Genomic DNA, 14,719 nt, shown 5'->3' with positions numbered 1-14,719 from the left:
GGGGTCAATGGAACATCTTAACGAAAAGTTGCGGTATAATCGACTATTAAAAAATAGAAACGCTGATTTAACAGCATTTCTATTTTTTTTAGACTTTAAGGCTCCAAAATTGTCTGGAACAATCGAACGAAAAGTTGCGGTATCTTTATAAACACGAACATTAGAGAGAATCAGGTGTTTTTAATGGTCGTAATGATCCGTCTTCTAGACCTTGATTATACTGGAATGAATATTTACCAACAAAGTTTATATGCTCAAATAAAAGTGGAGATAATTTTCCTATAAGTTCTTCTGAACAGTCATATCCTTCTACTTTCATCTGCTCCAATACTTTTTCAAGATACAGTGTATTCCAATAAATTACTGCATTTGTTACAACGCTTAAAGAGGTTAACTGCTCCTCCATTCCATCAATATAAGTTTGATATAATTTTCCATTTCTTCCGTAAAATATACTTCTGCAAAGTGCATGACGTGATTCACCCTTATTTAGCTGTTCAAGTATTTGACGAGCATAAATTTCATCTGAAAGATAGCGTAGTTGATGTTTGGTCTTATAAACCTTTCCATATTCTGTAATTGCTTTTCCAAGTGAAGTTGGTTGACCAGATCGTTGTAACGCTCGAGTTAGTTCAGTTGCATTGACTTTACCAGATTTCAGGGAACCTGCTACTCGAAGTATATCTTCCCAATGTTCTTCAATTAAATCAGTGTTAATTCGACTTTTAGTAACATCATTCAATAAACCATAATCAGCATTTTTTTCAATTCTCCATAGTTTGGTACCATGTTTATTCGCAATTCTAGGACTAAATTGAAAACCTAGTAGTCCAAATAATCCAAAAATAAGGTCACTATATCCAGCTGTATCTGTCATTATCTGAGTGGGCTGTAATCCGCTGGTTTGATTAAGAAGTCCCTCTAATAAGTAAAGAGAGTCTCTTAACGTGCCTGATACAACCATTCCATGGAAACCAATATAATGATCTGAAACAAAGTTATAGAAAGTGATTCCTCGGCCTTTGCCAAAGTATTTTGGATTACTAGCAGAGTAAAGTGATCTTTGCGGTGTTATATACCGAATTCCATCTGCAGACGCCATTTCTCCATTTCCCCAAGCAAGAGCCAGTTCCAATTTCTTATGTGAATGAATAATTTTTTGATTAGCTGCAGTTAAGGTATCAATACGTAAGTATTGATGAGCTACATAGGTGAGCCTATCATACTTCAAACTATCAATATTATTTTTGGAAACTGGAGAAAATCCAATATTACATGATTCCGCTAACAATACTGCTAAAATACTAATATCTAACTGTTTCATTCTGGATTCTTTCTCATTTAAATGTTTAAAGGATTGAGTTAACCCAACTCGTTGGTTTACTTCCAATAATAAATCGGATAAATCAATGCTAGGCATGAGTTGGCGCACACGTGATTTAAACTCTTTTTCATTAGGCTGCTCATTTCCCTTTTTCAAATTTGAAACAACTACTTTTACTTCACCATTTATTTCTTCAAGCCTTGCCATATTAGATGCATCCCAATTTGATTGTGTTTCTATAAAAGATAGAGACAAATCTTCGCTTAATTTTTGTACAGCTAAGGTGCCTGAAGAAGGTAAGTCAAGTTGAGTAATCAAAACTTCCCGTTGCTCTATCCACGTAGAATCATCCAATAAATAGCTCATTGGGTCTGCATATTTTTCACTATTAGTAACAAATATGTCATGCTTTTTTAATCCTTGAAAGAGAAGTTCTAGCCCAGCAATTAACACGCACTGATTTACTGAAGTGGGATTTTCATGTATATAATATTGCCATTTTTTAGATAAACAGGGTTCAATATCATAAAAATGGTCTAGTGTTATTGGTTTTGGAAAAACTTCTTTTATCTTTTCCCAAACGACTAAGCTATCTGCCCCGTAATTGTTACCTTCAAAGTTAATGGATAAAAGAATAGAGGGGATGAACTTTTTAATTTTCCTGAATGCTTTGCGAAGTTCATTAATTGCAATGGGTTCTTGTTCGTTACGAACAATATCCTTAACTTGAAAAATGGCTGCATCCATTTCTTCTTTTTGAAATTTATCTGAAATAACTTTTCGAATTTCTTGGTTAGTAATGGATTCGTCAAATAAAAGTTCTACAATTTTTGATAACGTAAGAGCAGCTCGATCTAAATCTTTTATTGTTCTCATTCGATCTTTTATTTCTTTATTTTTTGCACGTCTAAAAATAGCATCTACATATTTTGATAGTGCTAAAAGTTGTTCGTCCATTGCTTTTTTCTGATGTTCATAAACAAATGCCACTAAATGAGCTATTTGGCGATTTAGTGGCATTCTTTGTATAGCTTGAGCTTTTGCTTTGAAAGCATAGCTGGCAAGTTTTTTTAATTTCCCTTCAGGAATTACAGAAAAGTCCCAGTTTTCTGTATGAAAAGATTGGAACATAATCAGTCTATTAAACCCACGAATAAGCTCCTTTTGACTTTCGTCAATCAAAGGGCTTCGTAAAATATCCATTTTAAGCGTTGCACCACGTATAGGCTCACCAACAAAATCAAATAATTCTAACAAACGTTCTACCTCTGATGTAGCAGGAATCTCAGAAAGTAATTTATAGAGTTGTTTTTCAGAAGAATCAATAATTTTAGATACAAAGCGTTCAAAAGTAGAAAAACCTGGTAAAATAATTTTTTCATCCAAACATTTTTTTAATAGCATATCAAAAAGCATATTATCCGTCTCAGTTGTATACCATGACCGATCAAGTAACCAATCAGATAAATATTTTTCTACTGCATTATCAGTAAATAGTACATAGTTATAGTAGTCTTGTATAAGTTTCATATGTTGCCAAATTGTTTGTTTACGTGTGTACCCATAAAATTCCTTGTAGTCAATATTTAGTTGCGCAGCTAAATGCTGAATGACCACTATTGGAAGTGTTTCAAAATCAGATGTAAAGCATCCGAGGAACCTGACGGTTCCTAGTTGAACTGCGAATCCTAATTTTGTGGACGATTTTTTCATTTTTGCAATAACCTCTTTATCAGAATCATTTAAATAAAAGTAGAGATTAAGTTGTTCTTTAGATGGCTCATTTATAAATTTCCCAAATCCTTCTTTGTGGTGTCCCTTCAATTGTTCAATTTCTACCATTTTAATCCCCCTGAGTGGTTACCAAAAACCAATGTTTTTGTAACCTCATATTTTTTGAAACTCGATACTGAATAACTAGCTTTTCTAAGTTACAAAAACTAGTTATAAATAAGTTTACAAGAAACACTTGCAAAAATATAGTTATTTACCGATAATAAAGTAAAAGAGCATCAGGAGGAATTATATGATAATAGGATACGCAAGAGTGTCAAAAGATGAGCAACATCTAGATCGACAATTAGATCAGTTAAAAAAATATGGAGTTGAAAAAATTATTAAAGAAAAATATACTGGAACAAAAAAGTCACGGCCAGGAATTGAAGAACTGTTAAAAATAATCCGGACAAATGATACAGTAGTTGTAGAAAGTATTTCTCGACTTGGTAGAAATACTTTGGATATATTGACTCTTCTTCAGCACTTAGAAAAAGAAAAGGTAGAATTCATTTCGTTGAAAGAAAATATGGATACTTCTACGCCTACCGGAAAAGCAATGCTCCAGATGATGAGTGTGATTGCTGAATTAGAGAGGAATTTATTAGCCGAGCGTGTAAAAGAAGGAATAACTGCAAGCAGGAGACGTGGCGTAAATATTGGAAGACCAAAAATTCCTCAAGAAAAATTGAATTTAGCAATGAGAATGTATGACAGTGGAGATTATTCGATTAAAGAAATTCTTGAATCTACCACTATTTCTCAAGGAACGCTTTATCGAGAAATAAATAAAATGAAATTGAAAAAAATAGAAGATATAAAAAACGAAAGCTAAGTTGTTAATCCAACCTAGCTTTCGTTTTTATACCGCAACTTTTCGTAAAGATGTTCCATTGACCCCATATAACGTAAAAAGTCGTTTTACTTAGTTTAGAAGCTTTAAGAATTTGCGGGATTGAATACTCCTTGCTTTCGTACATCTTTAAAGCTAAATCAACTAAAATACTATCTTTATGTGCCCGCCAACCCTTTTTCTCGTGCTCTAACTACATCAAGGCCAGATTTGATTCGTTCAATAATGAGGTTACGTTCCAATTCTGCTAAACTAATCATCACTCGCAAAAAGAGTCTGCCCATAGAAACCGATGTATCAACATTATCTTGTATGGAGATGAAATTAACATTTTTTAAATATCCTTTGAACTTTATTCTTATAACTAAAGAGGGATGACTAAATCGGTCTCATTTTGTTTTTCTCCATCTTTCGACCGGATTTCTATTATTAATTTGTGTGGTAGACAAATACTGGTTTCTCCAACTTTACTAATCCAACCAGTTTTCACTGCGATTTGATCTGGGCTATTGTCTTTCTTATTTCTAATTCTTGTTCCGTCTACTTCAATGATATTATATTGATTCTCTGAGGGGTAAAGTGTAAACAGTTGATATTTTGTATTTGATGACAGTTCAATTTCTCTCACTGTCACTCCGTCAATCGAAATGACTGCTATATTTCCAAGTTTATTAGCTATATTTTGACTATACTTATTGAAAACAGCTAAAGGAATGAAAGAAATTATAACTAACAAACTAATAATCAAAACGTCGTATGGGCGAATAAAAACCAGGAACTTCTTCATATTTCCACCTCTCAATGATCTGCCTACTTTACTAGATATTCTTCTCAATATCAAAAGCTTTTGTAATTTTTTCAGTTGCTTCAGACATTGTTACTTCTTCTATTAATGTACCTTGGACAACTAATCTTTTAGATCCATCTTGATTACAAGTAACTAATGTAACTAAATTTTCACCATCCACTGGTTCAATTAAATCAACTCTTGTTGGATCAACAATTTCAAGAAACGTTGTTTCATAGACATAGACTTTTTTTAAGTCAGTTAGATAGATCACTTCTCCCATTTTCAAGTCATGTAATGGACTAAATAATAAATTTGTTTGATCTAAATTATGTCCTGCAAGTGAATAATTCCCATTTCCCATGGCCTGATTTTCTACCATTGTACCTGCACCAACTGCAAGATTGTAATTTGAAAGACCCTTTAAAATAGGTAAATTTATTTTCACACTTGGAACTGCTAAACCACCTATCACAGCCATTTTGTCCTGATATAATCTAGCACGAGCAACACTTTCAAAATCAAGACTTTCAACTTGATCAAAATCAAATTCTCCTTTTTTTTGATTGTTTTTCTCGATTTTTTTAACAGTCACTGTTGATACATTATTGTTCTGTCCTAAGTAGTCAATGAGCCAGTTTCTAATAGGTCGATTAAATATTAATAACAAACCTGCTACTAATAACACGATTGTCAGTACATTAATAAAATAAAGCTGAAATTTCTTTGATTTTTTAGTTTTCAATAATTACTCCACCTTTATATTCTATTATTTTTAGAGTCTATTCTTTATTGGTAGTTTTATAAAAAAACAACTCCCGGTACCTATGTTGCTTTCAACTCGAATGGATCCAGAATGAGCCTCTACAATACTTTTAACAATCGCTAATCCAATTCCTTGACCACCTTGAGAACTGCTTCTCGCTGGATCTGCCATATAAAATCTGTCAAAAATATGTTCTACCTCTTCCTCATTAATTCCAATCCCATTATCTTTTACTTTTATCTCAACATTATTCCCTACTTTATTTAAACTAATGGATATCTCACCATATTTTTGAGTAAATTTTATAGCATTAGCAAGTAAGTTGGTCATAACTTGACTAAATTTATCTTTATCTGCAAATACAGAAATTTCTTCTCCATATAAATTAAACTGAATTTCTTTTTGTTTAATACTAGAATCAAAATTTGTAACCACTTGAAAAATCAAACTATTTAAATTAAAGTTAGATTTAATTAATTTCTCATAATTTTTTTCTAACTTAGTTAATTTTTCGATGTTACCAATTAATCTAGTTAAGCGAGTAACCTCGTCATAACAACTTTGAAGCCTCTCAGTAGATACATCCCATATTCCATCTAGCATTCCCTCAATATTGCCTTTTAAGGTTGTAAGAGGGGTTCTTATTTCATGTGCAATATCTGTAGAAAGTCTTTTGCGTAGTTCTTGCTGCTGCTCTAACTGTCTAGTTAATTCATTTACAGAGCTAATCAGTTCATTTATTTCTAATATAGACGTTTCTTGGGGGATTTGTTGTGAATAATCACCATTTGCAACTTTTTTAGTAAAATCATTCACATGGGTTAATGGGATACTCATCTTTCTTGATACCCATGTCGCAAATATAAACGAGATAAATAATGCAGCGAAAGAGACAATCATCAAATTCTTTTTCATATCGGATATAAAAACAACATCATGCTTCGTATAGGATAACGGACCTACATGTCTAAAAAGCACTTTACCAATTGTAGATTCTTTATATGTTAGATTTTTTTCAATTTTAACTACATTAGTATTAGTAATATCCAATTTGTTTTTTAAGTATTTTGCATATATGTTCATTTTTTTAGTTGCTTTGCTTTTCTCTGTTTTACTAGGGGCCCATAATATCTTGTTGTTTCTGTCATAGACTTCAATAATAATATTATTTTCCAATGCTTTTTTACCGATATCTCCGATTCCTTGTGTTTGCCAATTTTGTTCACTATAATTAAATAAAAGTTCAATCGATTCTACATATTGAGTTAGCGTCTCTTCTTGACGTTCCTTTACATATTTTTCGAAATGATTATTCATTAAACTTATTGTTATAAAACTTAATGAACCAATTATCAAAGAAGATAGCAACAAGAACGAAACAATTAATTGCCATTTTATCGTTCTTTTCATTTTCCCTCACCAAAACGATAACCGCTACCATGAACTGTTACAATATAATTTGGTTTTTTTGGATCTTTTTCTATTTTATGGCGTAAATTTTTTATATGTGAATCAATTGTTCTTTCTAATCCAGAAAACTCCATTCCCTTTACTATTTCTATCAACTGACTTCTAGAAAAAATACGATTTGGATTAGAAGCAATAATAGCTAAAATATCAAATTCAGAAGAAGTTAATGCTAACTCATTATTTGTTAAAAATACTTGTCGAGTACTTGGAATAATAATTAACTCACCATCGTTAAAGATTAATTTCCCATGACTAGAAAATGTTGAAGACCGTCTTAAAACGGTCTCAACTCTTGCAACAAGTTCCTTTGGACTAAATGGTTTCACTATATAATCATCTGCACCTAGAGCAAGTCCTTTCAAAATGTCTTCTTCTCCCGATTTTGCTGTTAGCATGATGATTGGTGTTTCCGTTTCTTTTCTAATTGTTTCGCACACATCAAGACCACTGATATCTGGCAACATTAAATCTAGTATAACCAAATCAGGGGAAATAAAATGATATTTTTCTAAAGCTTCCTTTCCTGATGTTGCTTTATATACTGAGTAGTTTTTTGATATCAAGTACGCATCCACGATTTCTAGTATTTTAGGCTCATCATCAACAATCAGAATTTTCATCTCAATTCCCCCTCAATTATCTATTAGTTACATATATTTTCGTTTTGCTAAATACTCTTCTTCTGTTATAGCCCCTTTTGCAAATTCTTTTAATAAAATATCCACCGGTGATTCTTCAAAATTTTGTTTCTGATTCTTTTTTTCAAAAGTTTTTAGCACTAGAATCACTATTAAAACAATTAAACTTACCCAAATTATCCCCATAAACATCATATTGAATCCACCTCCCATAAAAGATATACACTTATTCAACATTATACACACGCCTCCTTTCTATTTAGTAACTTTTACTTGTCCCATCATTCCATTTTCTTCATGCTCCAAGTTATGACAATGATACATAAAAATTCCAGTATTTTGGAATTGTACTTCTAATTTAACTGTTTCATCTGGGTTTAATGCAACAGTATCTTTCCATCCCGCTTCGTTTTCAGGAGGTGTTTTTCCATTTCTTGATAAGATTCTAAATTGGACCCCATGAATATGAAAAGGATGAATCATTCCACCCATCATATCAGGTGCATTGTAAATTTCCCATATCTCTTTTTCATCTTTCTTTTTTTCCAAATCAATTCTATTCATGTCAAAAGTTTTTCCATCAATAGACACCATGTGTGACATACCTTTTAATGTGATTTTTTGTTCAGGTAGTGATGAAGTATCTTCATTTGCAATTTCGTTTAACTTAGTTGGCAATTCTACTGATTTTAAATTATCTTTGGTAATTTTTAGAGATAAAATTTTAGAATCACCATCCATAAGATTTAGTACATCCCCTTTTTTGTATTTTTCAGTATTTACAATTATTTCAGCACGTTCTCCAGGAGTTAACATAACCTTATCCAAAGAAATTGGATTCGCAAGAAATCCACCATCAGACGCAATTTGTTTAAATTCTGACCCATCGTCAAAAGAAAACTCATAATTTCTTGCATTTGATCCATTTAACAAACGCAAACGTATATTCCCATCTGAAACATTAATATAAGGATTTATTGTTCCATTAACCAACAATGTATCTCCTTGAGTTCCGTCTTCATTTCGATCTGATTCATAATTCAACTGATTGTTATTATCAAAAACCCTATCTTGAACAATTACAGGTATATCATCCTTACCATAATTTTTTGGTATATCTAGTTTGTCAGAATTTTCATCTTCTACTAACAAAACGCCAGCTAAACCATCATATACTTGTTTAGCTGTTTCACCATCTGGATGTGGATGAAACCAGAGTGTTGCAGCTTCTTGTTCTACAGTGAAATCTACTTTTTTAGTCTCATTAGGTTTTACTGGTTGGTGTGGTCCACCGTCAACGTCTGAAGGGATTTTTAACCCATGCCAATGAAACGATGTGTCACTAGTTAACTTGTTTTCAGTGTTAATCGTTACCTTTTGGCCATTTTTAACTCGTAAAACAGGTCCAAGAAAGTTACCATTGTACCCAAGAGTCTTAGTTTTTTCGCCATCAATAAAGGAAGATTCTCCCTCTTGCGCAGTTAGAGTATATTCTACTGCTGAGTCTGTTTCAGAATCTGCCTTTAATAAAGGAGGAATCGCCAACTCTTTTTCTTTTTGATTTTTTTCCACAATTTCAACATTATTTTCGCTTTCTTGGTCCATCATTTCCATGCTACTGTTACTACTTGAATTTCCCTCAGACATACTCATATTCATTTTTTGTTTAGATTGATTATTTTCTGTTTTAGTATAATTTTTATCATACAAAAACCATCCAGTAACTGCTATGAAAGCTACAATTACAATTAATAAAACTGTTGTTAATTGTTTTTTACTCATAAACTCACTCCTCTATTTTCTATACACTATTTTACTATAGCCTAAAGTTTTGTAGATTTTATGGAGATTACTCTGAAACTAGTCTTCTATTTACTTATTTTCAATTAAAGAATTTAAAATTCTTCCTTTTCCTCAAAAACAATTAAATTAACAGCTCTTCTATCCCCCATAATTATAATCTACTTTTAATTAACTATCTTTTAATTAAATTAGCCTACTAAATCCTATCAAAAAAAGGATTCAGTAGGCTATTTCATTACATTTTAATTACTTGTGAAACTTTATAGTGAGAATCAATAAAAACTGAATCTAACTCTTTTTGACTAATTTGTTGAGAACTATCAATTGTTGCAGAATTATCTTCCAAACTTAAAGAAACACTTTCTACCCCACTTATAGAATGAAGTCTTCTGAAAACATTTTTAGCACATCCTTCACACTTCATACCGTCAATAATTAGTTTTTCCTTCATAATTAAAAACCTCTTTCCTAGTTATTTTGATGGTTTAAATTTTTTTAGTCGTAATGCATTTAATAAAACTGAAACAGAACTAAAGCTCATAGCAGCACCCGCAATAATAGGACTCAATAAAGGCCCGCCAAACAAGAATAATAATCCCATTGCTACAGGAATTCCTAGCGTGTTATATGCAAATGCCCAAAATAAGTTTTCTTTAATATTTCGAATTGTTTTTTTGCTTAATTCTATGGCGGTTGGGACGTCCATGAGGTCACTTCGCATCAGAACAATGTCTGCAGATTCTATCGCAACGTCAGTGCCTGATCCTATTGCAATCCCAATATCTGCCTGAGCTAATGCAGGAGCATCGTTAATCCCATCTCCTACCATAGCTACTTTTTTTCCATTTTTTTGTAGATTTTTGACTTCAGAAGCCTTATCTTCAGGTAATACTTCACTTAAAACTCTCTCAATACCTACTTGCTTTGCAATCGCTAAAGCAGTTTGTTTATTATCACCCGTTATCATAGCTACTTCAATTCCCATTTTATGAAGTTTATTAATTGCATTTAAACTGCTTGATTTCACAGTATCTGCAACAGCTATTATTCCTGCTAATTGACCCTCAATAGCGATATACATGGGCGTTTTCCCCTCAGTTGCTAGTTTGTCAGAAGTATCGGATAGGTATTCTTGGTTAATATTATTTTTGTCCATCAACTTTTTATTTCCTAATAGAAGAGTCTTATTTTCAATTTGAACCTCAATTCCATGACCAGGAATTGCCTTAAATTTTGAAACCTTTTTTAATGTAACTTTAGCAAACTCCGCTTCTTTTACAATGGATTCGCCTAAAGGGTGTTCCGAACCTTTCTCAGCAGAAGCCGCAAAACTGAGTAATTCATCTTTTGATATAGGATCTACAACGATAACGTCCGTAACTTTGGGTTTCCCTTCAGTAATTGTTCCAGTTTTATCAAACACTATCGTTTTAATTTGATGTGTTGTTTCAAGCGCTACCCCACTCTTTATCAAAACACCATTTTCAGCACCTTTACCAGTGCCTACCATAATAGCTGTAGGTGTTGCTAATCCCAGTGCACACGGACAAGCAATGACTAAAACTGAAATAAATATTGTTAAAGCGAATACACCAGATTGACCCGCAATATACCAAGCTCCTCCAGATATTACTGCTAAAGCAATGACTACTGGTACAAAATAACCAGAGATAATATCCGCAAGTTTAGCGATTGGAGCTTTTGATCCTTGGGCATCTTCAACTAATTTAATTATTTGAGAGAGTGCTGTATCTGTTCCGACTTTAGTTGCCTTATACTGAATGGTTCCATTCTTATTGATACTAGCACCAATGATTGAATTTCCAACATTTTTTTCAACTGGTAGACTTTCGCCAGTTAACATAGACTCATCAACAGAAGTTACTCCCTCTATCACAACACCATCAACTGGCATTTTATCCCCTGGTTTTACAATTAATATGTCACCAACTTCTACTTCTTCGATAGGAATAATTTTTTCAATTCCATTTTTTATAATTAAGGCTGTTTTTGGGGCTAATCCCATAAGCTTTTTAATTGCTTCAGATGTTTTTCCTTTAGAAAGTAATTCTAAATATTTTCCAAGTGTTATTAGTGTTAAAATCACTGCTGCAGCCTCAAAATAAAGTTCATTTGTATAACTATAATCTCCTTTAGCAATCATAATAGTTGCAAATATACCGTATAAGAATGCAGCACTAGTCCCTAACGCAATTAGTGAATCCATATTCGGGTGAAGCCGAACTAAGGTTTTAAAGCCAATTCGGTAATAACTATTACCAAGTACTATCACAGGAATAGTGAATATCAACTGAGTCATAGCAAAAATTTGCGGGTTTTTCATAGGATCGAGAATTTCCGGTAAGGGAAATCCAAACATATGGCCCACAGCCAAATAAAGAACAGGTAAAGTGAAAATTGCTGACCATACAAATTTTTTCCAAACTAATTTGATTTCTTTTTCTTTCATTTCACTTGTATCGTTAACTTTTTCTTCACTATTTATTTTTTTTGCACTGTAACCTGCATTTTTTACAGTTGCTATAATTATTTCATTTGATAACAAACTAGAATTATAGTCAACACTCATTTTTTCTGTTGCTAAATTTACAGAAACAGATACAATTCCATCTAATTTGTTTATATATTTTTCGATTGTTTGTGCGCATGAAGCACAAGTCATTCCCGTTATAGAATAAGAAGCCTTTATTTTTGATGTGGAGATTGTATAGCCTGCATTATCTACAGATTTTTTAATATCAGTAAAAGATACTTGGTTTTCATCAAATGAGATAGTTAACTTTTCTGTAGTCAAATTTACACTAGAAAACTCCACACCTTTTAATTTTTTTGTAGCTTTTTCAATTGTTTGTGCACACGAGGCACATGTCATTCCTTCAATTAAAAATACCTCTTTTTTCACAACATTCACCTCTATTTCTAATGATTTCTACATTCGCATTCTTCAGGAACACATTCACATGCTATCTTTGATTGGATTTTTTTTTCCAATTTATTTTTAATCAAAACAATATCATCACTGCTCAATTCGTATTCTGTAATAGCATTAGCAAGTGCTGTTCCAATTGATTTGTTGCATATAGTAGATAACAGTTTATTAACCTGAAATTTAATACATTCTTCTTCACTAATCGTTGCAGCATAAATAAATCTTTTTCCATCAGTTTTAGTTGATAAAATTCCTTTACGAACTAATCTGCCAATTAATGTTTTTGTCGTGGCTGGTTTCCAATTCATTTTATTGGTTAGAATCAAACTAACTTGTTTACTAGAGACCGTTCTTAAACTCCAGACAACGCGCATTACTTCCCATTCTGCTACAGTAATTTGAAGATCACAGTGATTTTCCATCCCTACCTCCCCTTTCATCTACAAGTGTAAACGAATTTACACTTGTAGTGTACACTTGTGCACTTTTCATGTCAAGTATCTATTTTTATATTGTTGAGATATCTTGATTCCTAAATTCATAAATGAACCTGTACTCTGCATATCTTTAATTATTTGAGCACTTAAAGTGGTTTCTGGATAATAAAATCGTTCTTGCATTTTCTTGAGGGTCCGTATATAGGTATTCGGTAACTTCAATTTTAGAACCATTTGTTCCATTTCCTGTAAAATAGAGACCCCTTTATAAAAATAGGTGGATTTTGAAAAAGGATCTTCAAGCGCAGTTACTTCATTCATTCCATGTCCTTCTAATATTTCAGCTTGACTGGCTGTCTCTTTTTTGTGAACTAAATATATTAAAAATAAATAAAGGAACTCCATATCATCTAAGTCAATTCCACAGGAACTGTATGGGTTGATGTCAATCATACGAATTTCAATATATTCAATTCCATCTTCTCTTAAGCTAGCCAACGTTTTTCCATTTTTCAAACGAATTGGTGAATAAAATTCTCTCTCATCATAAAGGTACTTTTTTTCAATAAACTCTTCCAATGTGGTTACGTAGCTATCTAATGAGTCAAAAGATACCTTTTGACTCGTTAGATTTCTATAACCGTAACTACTATTTCTTATACTCCTAACAGGAGTATAAGAAGGAAATATTTTTTTTTCGCCCACAGGTGAAGCACCAAACAAATAAGTAATTAACCATTTATCTTGTAGAAAATTTTTAGCTAACTTTAAATAGAACATGTTTTTAAATTCTTTAAATGAACACTTTTCTTGTCTTTCATCATATAAAATACGCAATAAACTATCATCAAAACCAAAATTATAATGAATACCACATATTAACTGTTTTGACTTCCCATATTTTTTTGCTAAATATTCTCTGTAAAGGATTTTATCTGAATCACTATAGGTAGCAATAGGAACCATCACCTCTTCTTTGTTTAAGGTAGGCATACTAAATGGCCATAAATATTCGTCTTCTGGCAAATTTTGATGAATATAACGTGTCATTTCAAGCATTAAGGCATATGTTTTTTTTAAGCTATTTTGTACAGGTATTACTAATTCAAGTTGCGCTTCACTAAAGTCTTTTTCTATTCCTTTTATATTCAATTTAGAGGGGTGCAATGAAAGTGAAAGTTCCCCATCTTTTTTTACTCTTAATGTTTCTCTTTCAATTCCGAATGTCCCTTCAGTGAACTTAGACATTAATAACGGGCTGATTTTTTTCATAATTTCTCCTTAAATTCTTTTTTAATAACAAATAAGTTAGAATAAGTTGCACTTCGAATAAAATAAACACGAAAATAAAGCAGGCAAGAAAAAATGATTGTGGCAGTACATTTATAATAGGATCAATTGACGGATTAAAAATCCACGCTTCATTATTAAAAAAAACTTCGTGAAAAAGTATGAATATCCTATCAAAATTTACTAATAATAAAATTAAAACGATTAATGGACCATACATTGTGTAGCTCATCAATTTAATCAATGCTGAAAGTTCGTTTTTCTTTTTTAAATACCGAATCAAAAAAAAACCAAAAATCAGTGAAAAAGCAAGGATACTATAATTAAGCATAAATAATTTTTTAACTTCACTAAAATGAAATAATCCTTGCGCTGAACTTTCAAAATTAGGCATATTTAATCTTTGTATCCAAGGATTATTTAAATAGTTAAGTAATATAGTATAATTTTTCATGATTACTTCCCTAGATAATTCACTAGTAGACAAATCTGTTAAACTCCATTTGAAAAGTGGTGTAAAATTTATCGCTACTGCAATTGAAAAACTTAAATTACCCAATAATATAACAAGCAAAGCCAAATATGTCCTTAATTTTTTCATAGTATCATCCTCTCTTATTAAAAC

The 14,719-nt window shown here is 31.9% G+C and carries 13 protein-coding genes and 1 pseudogene; 1 reads left to right on the top strand and 13 read right to left on the bottom strand.

Annotated elements, in window-relative coordinates:
• Positions 1 to 160 precede the first annotated feature (160 nt).
• Positions 161 to 3,166, bottom strand: coding sequence for a Tn3 family transposase (locus MHI00_RS17615; RefSeq protein WP_084679661.1), 3,006 nt, complete (start codon positions 3,164 to 3,166; stop codon positions 161 to 163).
• A 184-nt stretch (positions 3,167 to 3,350) separates the two neighbouring features.
• On the opposite strand from MHI00_RS17615, the gene MHI00_RS17610 reads away from it, so the two are divergent.
• Complete coding sequence (locus tag MHI00_RS17610) at positions 3,351 to 3,935, top strand: recombinase family protein (protein ID WP_010051903.1); 585 nt, start codon at positions 3,351 to 3,353, stop codon at positions 3,933 to 3,935.
• 4 nt (positions 3,936 to 3,939) lie between these two features.
• Here the strand turns inward: MHI00_RS17610 and MHI00_RS17605 are convergent.
• The 12 genes and pseudogenes from MHI00_RS17605 to MHI00_RS17550 all read right to left on the bottom strand — a co-directional run.
• Positions 3,940 to 4,285: pseudogene (locus MHI00_RS17605) on the bottom strand (recombinase family protein); the annotation flags it as partial.
• Between the two features lie 32 nt (positions 4,286 to 4,317).
• Positions 4,318 to 4,740: a NusG domain II-containing protein gene (locus tag MHI00_RS17600; RefSeq protein WP_015076880.1), complete on the bottom strand. Its 423-nt coding sequence runs from the start codon at positions 4,738 to 4,740 to the stop codon at positions 4,318 to 4,320.
• 31 nt (positions 4,741 to 4,771) lie between these two features.
• Complete coding sequence (locus MHI00_RS17595; protein WP_015076881.1) at positions 4,772 to 5,485, bottom strand: class A sortase; 714 nt, start codon at positions 5,483 to 5,485, stop codon at positions 4,772 to 4,774.
• A gap of 30 nt (positions 5,486 to 5,515) precedes the next feature.
• A complete protein-coding gene (locus MHI00_RS17590; protein ID WP_015076882.1) occupies positions 5,516 to 6,916 on the bottom strand; it encodes a sensor histidine kinase in 1,401 nt (466 codons plus the stop codon).
• Entirely contained in the window at positions 6,913 to 7,596 is a 684-nt protein-coding gene (locus MHI00_RS17585) for a response regulator transcription factor (protein WP_015076883.1), read from the bottom strand. Before MHI00_RS17585 ends, MHI00_RS17590 begins: the two co-directional genes overlap by 4 nt.
• A gap of 27 nt (positions 7,597 to 7,623) precedes the next feature.
• Positions 7,624 to 7,851: an SHOCT domain-containing protein gene (locus MHI00_RS17580; protein ID WP_144060834.1), complete on the bottom strand. Its 228-nt coding sequence runs from the start codon at positions 7,849 to 7,851 to the stop codon at positions 7,624 to 7,626.
• Positions 7,852 to 7,869: 18 nt separating this feature from the next.
• Complete coding sequence (locus tag MHI00_RS17575) at positions 7,870 to 9,396, bottom strand: multicopper oxidase family protein (protein ID WP_035063672.1); 1,527 nt, start codon at positions 9,394 to 9,396, stop codon at positions 7,870 to 7,872.
• A gap of 256 nt (positions 9,397 to 9,652) precedes the next feature.
• The gene (locus MHI00_RS17570) at positions 9,653 to 9,868 is read right to left on the bottom strand and encodes a heavy-metal-associated domain-containing protein (RefSeq protein WP_015076886.1); all 216 of its coding nucleotides are present in this window, start codon (positions 9,866 to 9,868) and stop codon (positions 9,653 to 9,655) included.
• Between the two features lie 21 nt (positions 9,869 to 9,889).
• Positions 9,890 to 12,340, bottom strand: coding sequence for a heavy metal translocating P-type ATPase (locus MHI00_RS17565; RefSeq protein ID WP_016356524.1), 2,451 nt, complete (start codon positions 12,338 to 12,340; stop codon positions 9,890 to 9,892).
• Positions 12,341 to 12,357: 17 nt separating this feature from the next.
• Positions 12,358 to 12,789 carry a CopY/TcrY family copper transport repressor gene (locus MHI00_RS17560; protein ID WP_016356525.1) on the bottom strand — a complete coding sequence of 144 codons (432 nt, stop codon included), beginning with the start codon at positions 12,787 to 12,789 and terminating at the stop codon, positions 12,358 to 12,360.
• 66 nt (positions 12,790 to 12,855) lie between these two features.
• Positions 12,856 to 14,076, bottom strand: a complete 1,221-nt coding sequence (locus tag MHI00_RS17555) for a glutamate-cysteine ligase family protein (RefSeq protein ID WP_016356526.1) — start codon at positions 14,074 to 14,076, stop codon at positions 12,856 to 12,858.
• On the bottom strand, positions 14,045 to 14,695 hold the full coding sequence (locus tag MHI00_RS17550) for a TIGR01906 family membrane protein (protein WP_016356527.1): 651 nt from the start codon (positions 14,693 to 14,695) through the stop codon (positions 14,045 to 14,047). The genes MHI00_RS17555 and MHI00_RS17550 overlap by 32 nt, the downstream gene beginning before the upstream one ends.
• Positions 14,696 to 14,719 lie beyond the last annotated feature (24 nt).

The organism is Carnobacterium sp. FSL E2-0243 (assembly GCF_038003605.1).
GTDB classification, from domain to species: Bacteria; Bacillota; Bacilli; order Lactobacillales; family Carnobacteriaceae; genus Carnobacterium; species Carnobacterium maltaromaticum.
This window is presented reverse-complemented; position numbering and strand designations above follow the sequence as displayed.

Bases quoted from the DNA above. Each gene is read 5' to 3' on its own strand.
- MHI00_RS17615 (WP_084679661.1), bottom strand. From the start codon at position 3,166: ATGGTAGAAATTGAACAATTGAAGGGACACCACAAAGAAGGATTTGGG.
- MHI00_RS17610 (WP_010051903.1), top strand. From the start codon at position 3,351: ATGATAATAGGATACGCAAGAGTGTCAAAAGATGAGCAACATCTAGAT.
- MHI00_RS17600 (WP_015076880.1), bottom strand. From the start codon at position 4,740: ATGAAGAAGTTCCTGGTTTTTATTCGCCCATACGACGTTTTGATTATT.
- MHI00_RS17590 (WP_015076882.1), bottom strand. From the start codon at position 6,916: ATGAAAAGAACGATAAAATGGCAATTAATTGTTTCGTTCTTGTTGCTA.
- MHI00_RS17585 (WP_015076883.1), bottom strand. From the start codon at position 7,596: ATGAAAATTCTGATTGTTGATGATGAGCCTAAAATACTAGAAATCGTG.
- MHI00_RS17580 (WP_144060834.1), bottom strand. From the start codon at position 7,851: ATGTTGAATAAGTGTATATCTTTTATGGGAGGTGGATTCAATATGATG.
- MHI00_RS17575 (WP_035063672.1), bottom strand. From the start codon at position 9,396: ATGAGTAAAAAACAATTAACAACAGTTTTATTAATTGTAATTGTAGCT.
- MHI00_RS17570 (WP_015076886.1), bottom strand. From the start codon at position 9,868: ATGAAGGAAAAACTAATTATTGACGGTATGAAGTGTGAAGGATGTGCT.
- MHI00_RS17560 (WP_016356525.1), bottom strand. From the start codon at position 12,789: ATGGAAAATCACTGTGATCTTCAAATTACTGTAGCAGAATGGGAAGTA.
- MHI00_RS17555 (WP_016356526.1), bottom strand. From the start codon at position 14,076: ATGAAAAAAATCAGCCCGTTATTAATGTCTAAGTTCACTGAAGGGACA.
- MHI00_RS17550 (WP_016356527.1), bottom strand. From the start codon at position 14,695: ATGAAAAAATTAAGGACATATTTGGCTTTGCTTGTTATATTATTGGGT.